The following is a 7,093-nucleotide window of genomic DNA, read 5'->3' on the forward strand; positions in this document are numbered from 1 at the left end:
GTGAAATTCGCTGAAATCAAACCTGTTCGATGGCGCCGGTGATCAGCCCGGTGACTTCCTCGGGCGAGCTCGACGCAATCGTCTTGTCGGCGACCTTGCGGCCGCGCCGCATGACGATGACGCGGTCGGCGACGGTGAACACGTCAGGCATTCGGTGGCTGATCAGCACGACGGCGATGCCCTGATCGCGCAAATGGCGGATCAGGTTCAGCACTTCGGCGACCTGGCGCACCGAGATCGCGGCCGTCGGTTCGTCCATCAGCACGATCTTGGCCTGCGACAGCATGGTGCGGGCGATGGCCACCGCCTGGCGCTGGCCACCCGACATCTGCTTGACGAGATCGCGCGGACGGGTTTCGGACTTCAATTCGGCGAAGAGCTGGCCGGCGCGCTTGTACATCGAGGCATAGTCGAGGATGCGGAACGGCCCCACGCCGCGCCGCAGCTCGCGGCCGAGATAGACGTTGGCGGCGGCGGTCAGATTGTTGCAGAGCGCAAGGTCCTGGTGGACGATCTCGATGCCGTGCTGGCGGGCTTCCGCCGGCTTGTGCAGGATCAATTCCTTGCCGTCCATGTGCATGGTGCCATGGCTCGGGCGGAAATTGCCGGCGATCATCTTGACCAGCGTCGACTTGCCGGCGCCGTTGTCGCCCATGAGGCCGACCACCTGTCCGGGCTCGATCGACAGCGAAACGTCGTTGACAGCCTGGATGGCGCCGAAATGCCTTGAGATGTTGGTGAGTTCGAGAACCGCCACCAGCCTTTGCCTCCCCGTGATTTGCGACCTGCCGCTGTTCCCGGCGTGGATGCCGACGCTGCTTAGGCCTCGCTCTCCCCGGCTCCTCCCGAAGACGGCGTTAGCGTTCTTTTACGCAAAAGCCGGCGCACGTCAATCAATTGTCGGACGAATTGGGCCAGGACTATTTTAAAAATCCGTTTTGTAGGACAAATAGCATTGACGTTGGCGCCAAGCCGATATTAGCTAAGCGTCGGAGGAGATTATGCCGATCCCCGCTGGCGGTTCGCCGGCCGGAATCGGCGGAGGTTTGACGGCCCAGCATCCGGCGACACCTCTGTGTGAGCTGATCTGAAGCCGAATCTGGAAATGCTTATCGATCTGTCCTGGCGACACGAGCGCTCGAAACGACCCTCGGTCATCACGCATCCGGTCGATCTGTATGGCGGGCACGCCGTGTCCGTTTGTTTCAAGGGAGGACTGACATGAGGAAGACACTTTTGCTCGCCGCCGTCGCCGCAATGGCGTTGGGTGCCGGGCCGGCTTTGGCCAAGAAACAGCTCGTCATTGTCGTGAAAGGTCTCGACAATCCGTTCTTCGAGGCCATCCACCAGGGCTGCGAGAAATGGAACAAGGAAAACGCCAGCTCGGAGTATGAATGCTTCTACACCGGTCCGGCGTCGACTTCGGACGAGGCCGGCGAGGCGCAGATCGTCCAGGACATGCTGAGCAAGGCCGACACGGTGGCGATGGCCATCTCGCCGTCCAACGCGCCGCTGATCGCGCAGACGATCAAGAGCGCCAATCCGACGATCCCGATCATGACGGTCGATGCCGATCTCAGCAAGGAAGACGCAGGTCTTCGCAAGACCTATCTCGGTACCGACAATTACCTGATGGGCAAGAAGATCGGCGAGTACATCAAGAAGGGCAAGCCGAATGGCGGCACGATCTGCACCATCGAAGGCAACCCGGCGGCCGACAACATCCTGCGCCGTGCGCAAGGCATGCGTGACGCACTGTCGGGCAAGGAAGGCCTTGCCGCACTTGCCGGTGAAGGTGGCTGGACCGAAGTTCCCGGCTGCCCGGTGTTCACCAATGACGACGGCGCCAAGGGCGTACAGGCGATGACCGACATCCTCGCCGCCAACCCCAAGCTGGACGCCTTCGGCATCATGGGCGGCTGGCCGCTGTTCGGGGCGCCGCAGCCCTATCGCGATCTGTTCGGACCGCTCAAGGACCGGATCGCCAGCAACGACTTCGTCATCGGCGCCGCCGACACGATCGGCGACGAAGTGGCGATCGCTCGTGACGGCCTCGTGACGGCTCTGGTCGGTCAGCGGCCGTTCGAAATGGGCTACAAGGCACCGTCGGTGATGATCGACCTGATCGAAGGCAAGGCAGTCGCCGATCCGGTGTTCACCGGCCTCGACGAGTGCACCAAGGATACGGTCGACACCTGCATCCAGAAGTAGGTTCTCGATTTCGGGGCGCCCGGTTGCGGGCGCCCCGTCATTCCTGAACGGAAGCGATAATTCCCGAACGGACGCAATGGTTGGGGCAACCGGCTCCGGCTTTGCCGTGCCCGTGATCTGGATTTTTCGGCAACGAGATCGGTGCCCGTGCGGTTCGGCTCAATCCGGACGACAGACGGTCGACGCATTGGAACGTGGATGCCGGACGAGAAGTCAAGCAAGCGAACCGACCGGGCCAAGGCACAAGCCAGCCACGGCCCGGCTGTGATGCGCAAGGCCGGTGCCGCGCATTTTGCGGGAGCGAGCGTCCATGTCTCGCTGGCCGGCGAGATTGGCCTGCGGATCGTGCGTGGCGACTATCCGCCCGGCACCATCCTGCCCAACGAGTCCAGATGGGCCGAGATCTTCAATGTCAGCCGTTCGGCGGTGCGCGAAGCCATCAAGATGCTGATGGCGAAAAGCCTGCTGGCCTCACGCCCCAAGATAGGCAGCTGGGTCGAGCCGAAGGAGCGCTGGAACCTGCTCGATCGCGACGTGCTGGCCTGGTACGCGACGGCGCCCGACCGCGAGGCGTTCCTGCGAACCGTGCAGGAGTTTCGTCATATCATCGAACCGGAAGCGTCGGCCTTTGCCGCCATACGGCGCAGCGACGAGCAAATGGCGGAAATCAGCCAGGCCTGCCGCGAGATGGGCGAGGCCTTGAGCCTGCAGGAGCGTATCCGCGCCGATACGCGCTTTCATCTGGCCATCCTGCGCGCCTCCGGCAACGACCTCCTGGTGCCGCTCGGCGTGCTGATCGAGTCGGCCCTCGACCATCTCTTCGCATTCACGACGCAGCAGGTCGCCGATCAGCGCCAGGCGCAGAAGCTGCATGAGGCGATCGAAAAAAACATCCGCCTGCAGCGCCCAGCCGCCGCGCGCAACGCCGTGCACAAGCTGCTTGCAGATACCGACGATGGGATAGGGCGGTGGAGGCGGTGACCGGTGCCAGGGTTGGGCAATCGGTCAAATGGTCTGCTTCTTCCCATCCTTCATCGGCATCAGGTCGACACCGTTCACCCCAGCGATATGCGTCGCCAGCATCGGCACGAATTGCTCGGCCGGCCCGGTTGCATGGGCACCGGCGAAGGAGTTCTTGGTGGCGTTGCCGAGCGGATTGGCAATACCGGCCGCACCCGCCATCGATTCCAGATAGGTCAGGTCCTTGAAGGCATTGGCGATGGTGAATTTGTGCGCGTCGCGGTCACCTTCCAGCGTCCAGCGCATGAAGGTCTGGTAGAAGCCGCAATCCATGCGGCCATTGCGAATGACGCTGTCGAAGCGCGGCGGCGAGATGCCGACCTTCTCAGCCAGCGCCAGCGCCTCGGAATAGATCGCGGCGTAGCCGAGCGAGATGAAATTGTTGAGCAGCTTCATGCGATGGCCGTCGCCGGTGTCGCCGATATGGACGATGCGGCCGGCCCAGGTTTCGATCACCGGCTTCACCCTGGCAAAGAGGGCGTCCGGCGCGCCGACCATGGCGTCGAGCGTGCCTTCCCAGGCTTCCTTCGGCGTGCGGCTGAGCGGCGCGTCGACAAAATCGATGTCGAGCGCCTTGAGTTCCTCTGCCAGCGCCACCGTCGAAACCGGATCGGAGGTCGAGCAGTCGACGACGACCGAGCCCTTTTTCAAGCCCTCCTTGAGGCCGCCGGGGCCGCGAATGATGGCTTCGACCTCGCGCGAACCGGTGACGCAGATGAAGACGATATCAGATGCCGCCGCCACATCGCGCGAGGTCGATGCTTCCGTGGCGCCGCGGCCAAGCAGGTCTTCCGCCGGTTTGCGGTTCTTGCGGCCGAGGAAGGTCAGGCTGTAGCCCTTGTCGACGATGTTCTTGGCGATCCCGTGGCCCATAAGGCCAAGCCCGATGAAGCCGATCTTTTCGCTCGCGGCAGTCGTGTTCATGTCTTCAAGTCCTGTTGCAATGATTGATGTCAGGCGCTGCCGTTTTGCAGGCGAGGGTGGTTGCGGATGGCGATATTGTCTGACAATACACATAAATTCCTGAGGATGTGGAGAGCAAAATGACGAAGCGGATCATGTTCACCGGCGGCAGCGGCAAGGCCGGACGCCATGTCGTCCAATATCTGGTCGAGCAAGGCTGCCAGGTGCTAAACATCGACACCAAGCCGCTCGACAATCCCAAGGTGCGCACGCTGATCACCGACATCACCGACAGCGGGCAGGTGTTCAACGCACTGTCGAGCTATATGGGCCTGCATGAATTCGACCCCTCGCTGCGCCCGCAGCCGGTCGATGCGGTGGTGCATTTCGCCGCCATCCCGCGCATCATGATCACCACCGACAACGAGGTGTTCCGCATCAACGCGCTCGGCACCTACAATGTCGTCGAGGCGGCGGTGAAGCTCGGTATCCGCAAAATTATCATCGCCTCCAGCGAGACGACCTATGGGCTTGTGTTCGCCAACGAGCCGCGCGATCCCAAATATTTCCCGCTCGACGAGGAGTATGATGTCGATCCGATGGACAGCTATGCTTTGTCCAAGGTCGTCAACGAGAAAACGGCGCGGGCCTTTGCGCAACGCAACGGCACCGACATCTACGCCCTGCGCATCGGCAACGTCATCGAGCCGCACGAATATTCGCTGTTTCCGAAATGGTTCGCCGATCCGGGTTTCCGCAAGCGCATCGCCTGGAGCTATGTCGACGCGCGCGACCTTGGCCAGATCACGCTGCGCGCCATCGAGAAGGACGGGCTCGGCTATCAGGTGTTCAACGCGGCCAATGACGACACCTCGTCCGACCTGCCGACCGCCGAACTCCTGAAGCGGTTCTACCCCGGCGTGCCGGTCAAGGCCGAGCTCGGCGAATACGAGACGCTGCTCTCCAACCGCAAGGCGCGCGACGTGCTGGGCTTCCGCCCGGAGCATGGTTGGCGCAAATACGTCAAACAGGACTGATCCGCGAAGCAATCGGGGCTGATCTGTGCACAGCGGGCGGCTTTGCGGTGCAAGCCGCTTGCCGCGCTTGACAGCCTGCTTAATACGGACTTTCTGGAACCCATGCGGGACGCGAAGCCGAACAAGCAAAAATCGTTGGGGAAAGCGGCCTCCGGGGACCGTCCGGGCGGCGTTCGCCGGGCGGACGCCGCGCGTATTCCAGGCTCCAGCGTCCACGCCTCGCTGGCCAGCGAAATCGGCCTCAGGATCGTGCGCGGCGACTATCCGCCCGGCACCATCCTGCCCAATGAAGCGAAATGGTCGGAGACCTTCAGCGTCAGCCGCTCGGCGGTGCGCGAAGCCATCAAGATGCTGATGGCCAAGAGCCTTTTGGCCTCACGCCCCAAGATCGGCAGCTGGGTCGAGCCGAAGGAACGCTGGAACCTGCTCGATCGCGATGTGCTGGCCTGGTACGCGACGTCGCCGGACCGCGAAGTGTTCCTCAAGACGGTGCAGGAATTCCGCCACATCATCGAGCCGGAAGCGACCGCGTTTGCCGCCATGCGAAGAACCGACGAGCAGATGGCCGAGATCAGCCTGGCCTGCCGGGAGATGGGAGAGGCGACGAGCCTGCAGGAGCGGACCCGTGCCGACACGCGCTTCCATCTTGCCATCCTGCGGGCTTCGGGCAATGACCTTCTGGTGCCGCTCGGCGTACTGATCGAGTCCGCGTTCGATCACCTCTTTGCCTATACGACGCGGGAGATCGACGATCTCAACCACGCGCAGAAGCTGCACGAGGCGATCGAGAAGAACATCCGCCTGCAGCGCCCCGACGCCGCGCGCAATGCAGTGCGCAAACTGCTCGCCAACACAGACGGCGTCATCCGCGCCCGGTAGGGCCGGCCGCCGCTAATCATCCTTGTCACGTCCGAAGGCGCTGCGCAGTTCGTCCTTGGCGTCCTCAAGCACTTTTTTGCGCGCGGCAGGCAAGTTCTTGCCGGCGCGGTTGATGTAAAAATTCAGCATCGACATGGCGGATTGGAAAGGCTCGGCCTTGCGCCTGTGGCTGTGTTCGGCGGATCGTTTCAGCGAGGCGGCGATCTTCCTGGCGTCGTCGGATTCGAAGACGTGATCCTCAAGATCCATTGCGTTGCTGTGCTCGGTCACCTCGGCCGACCATTTTTTCCTGGTGGCGGTCATCGCTGGACTCCTTTGCAGGGGTGGGTTGCCGGGAAAACTCTGCACATCGGCATCGGTTCCGGCCTGGCTCTGGAGCCACGGATTTGCCCGCTGTGGCGCTGCTGCGGCCCGAGACTGCGCCGATAGTGGCGCAAACGGCAGCCGATCTCCGAGACTGCCGACAGGAAACGCCTTGACCCGAACCGACAGCATCCAGCCCGGCCCCGGCATCGACAGCTCCTATGCCTGGATGCGGCTTGCCATCTCGATGCTGCTGGCGACGATCGGCGCCGTCGGCATGTGGGCTGTCGTCGTCGTGCTGCCCGCGGTGCAGGCCGAGTTCGGCGTCGACCGCGCCGCGGCGTCCATGCCTTACACCGCGACCATGGTCGGTTTCGCCGCCGGCAACGTGCTGGTCGGCCGCGCCATCGACCGGATGGGTTACTGGATCCCGGCGCTGCTCTCTTCGATTGCGCTTTCCGCCGGCCTGCTGCTCGCGGCGCTGTCGACCTCGATCCTGCAATTCACGCTTGCCCAAGGAGTGCTGATCGGTGTCGGCACGTCGGTGATTTTCGGGCCGCTGATCGCCGACATCTCGCACTGGTTCAACCGCCGTCGCGGTGTTGCGGTCACGGCGGCGGCGGCCGGCAATTACCTTGCCGGAGCGTTGTGGCCGACCATCATGCCGACGCTGATGAAGGCGGAGGGCTGGCGCTTCACCTATGCGGCAATCGGCATCTTCTGCCTGGTGACAATGGTGC

Annotated in this window: 8 protein-coding genes; 5 read left to right on the forward strand and 3 right to left on the reverse strand. The window is 63.0% G+C overall.

Going from position 1 to position 7,093, the window contains the following annotated elements; translation table 11 throughout:
• Window positions 1-16 precede the first annotated feature (16 nt).
• Entirely contained in the window at window positions 17-757 is a 741-nt protein-coding gene (locus EOD15_RS24940) for an ATP-binding cassette domain-containing protein (RefSeq protein WP_013530854.1), read from the reverse strand.
• 464 nt (window positions 758-1,221) lie between these two features.
• Here EOD15_RS24940 and EOD15_RS24945 point away from each other — a divergent pair, with 464 nt between their 5' ends.
• The gene (locus EOD15_RS24945) at window positions 1,222-2,211 is read left to right on the forward strand and encodes a sugar-binding protein (RefSeq protein ID WP_023813244.1); all 990 of its coding nucleotides are present in this window, start codon (window positions 1,222-1,224) and stop codon (window positions 2,209-2,211) included.
• 198 nt (window positions 2,212-2,409) lie between these two features.
• Window positions 2,410-3,192: a FadR/GntR family transcriptional regulator gene (locus tag EOD15_RS24950; protein WP_127322177.1), complete on the forward strand. Its 783-nt coding sequence runs from the start codon at window positions 2,410-2,412 to the stop codon at window positions 3,190-3,192.
• Window positions 3,193-3,216: 24 nt separating this feature from the next.
• Here the strand turns inward: EOD15_RS24950 and EOD15_RS24955 are convergent, their stop codons facing one another.
• Window positions 3,217-4,155: an NAD(P)-dependent oxidoreductase gene (locus EOD15_RS24955; RefSeq protein WP_127322176.1), complete on the reverse strand. Its 939-nt coding sequence runs from the start codon at window positions 4,153-4,155 to the stop codon at window positions 3,217-3,219.
• A 119-nt stretch (window positions 4,156-4,274) separates the two neighbouring features.
• On the opposite strand from EOD15_RS24955, the gene EOD15_RS24960 reads away from it, so the two are divergent.
• Window positions 4,275-5,171, forward strand: a complete 897-nt coding sequence (locus EOD15_RS24960; protein ID WP_127322175.1) for an NAD(P)-dependent oxidoreductase — start codon at window positions 4,275-4,277, stop codon at window positions 5,169-5,171.
• A 102-nt stretch (window positions 5,172-5,273) separates the two neighbouring features.
• Window positions 5,274-6,050 (forward strand): FadR/GntR family transcriptional regulator, encoded by a 777-nt coding sequence (locus EOD15_RS24965; protein ID WP_127382375.1) that lies wholly within the window; start codon window positions 5,274-5,276, stop codon window positions 6,048-6,050.
• 12 nt (window positions 6,051-6,062) lie between these two features.
• Here EOD15_RS24965 and EOD15_RS24970 read toward each other — a convergent pair whose 3' ends face one another.
• Entirely contained in the window at window positions 6,063-6,353 is a 291-nt protein-coding gene (locus tag EOD15_RS24970) for a DUF3175 domain-containing protein (protein WP_024501537.1), read from the reverse strand.
• Between the two features lie 172 nt (window positions 6,354-6,525).
• Here EOD15_RS24970 and EOD15_RS24975 point away from each other — a divergent pair.
• Window positions 6,526-7,093, forward strand: a 568-nt coding sequence (locus EOD15_RS24975) for an MFS transporter (protein ID WP_127408938.1), incomplete at its 3' end; no start/stop codon positions are given.

It is taken from the genome of Mesorhizobium sp. M7A.T.Ca.US.000.02.2.1, from assembly GCF_003996995.1.
GTDB lineage: Bacteria > Pseudomonadota > Alphaproteobacteria > Rhizobiales > Rhizobiaceae > Mesorhizobium.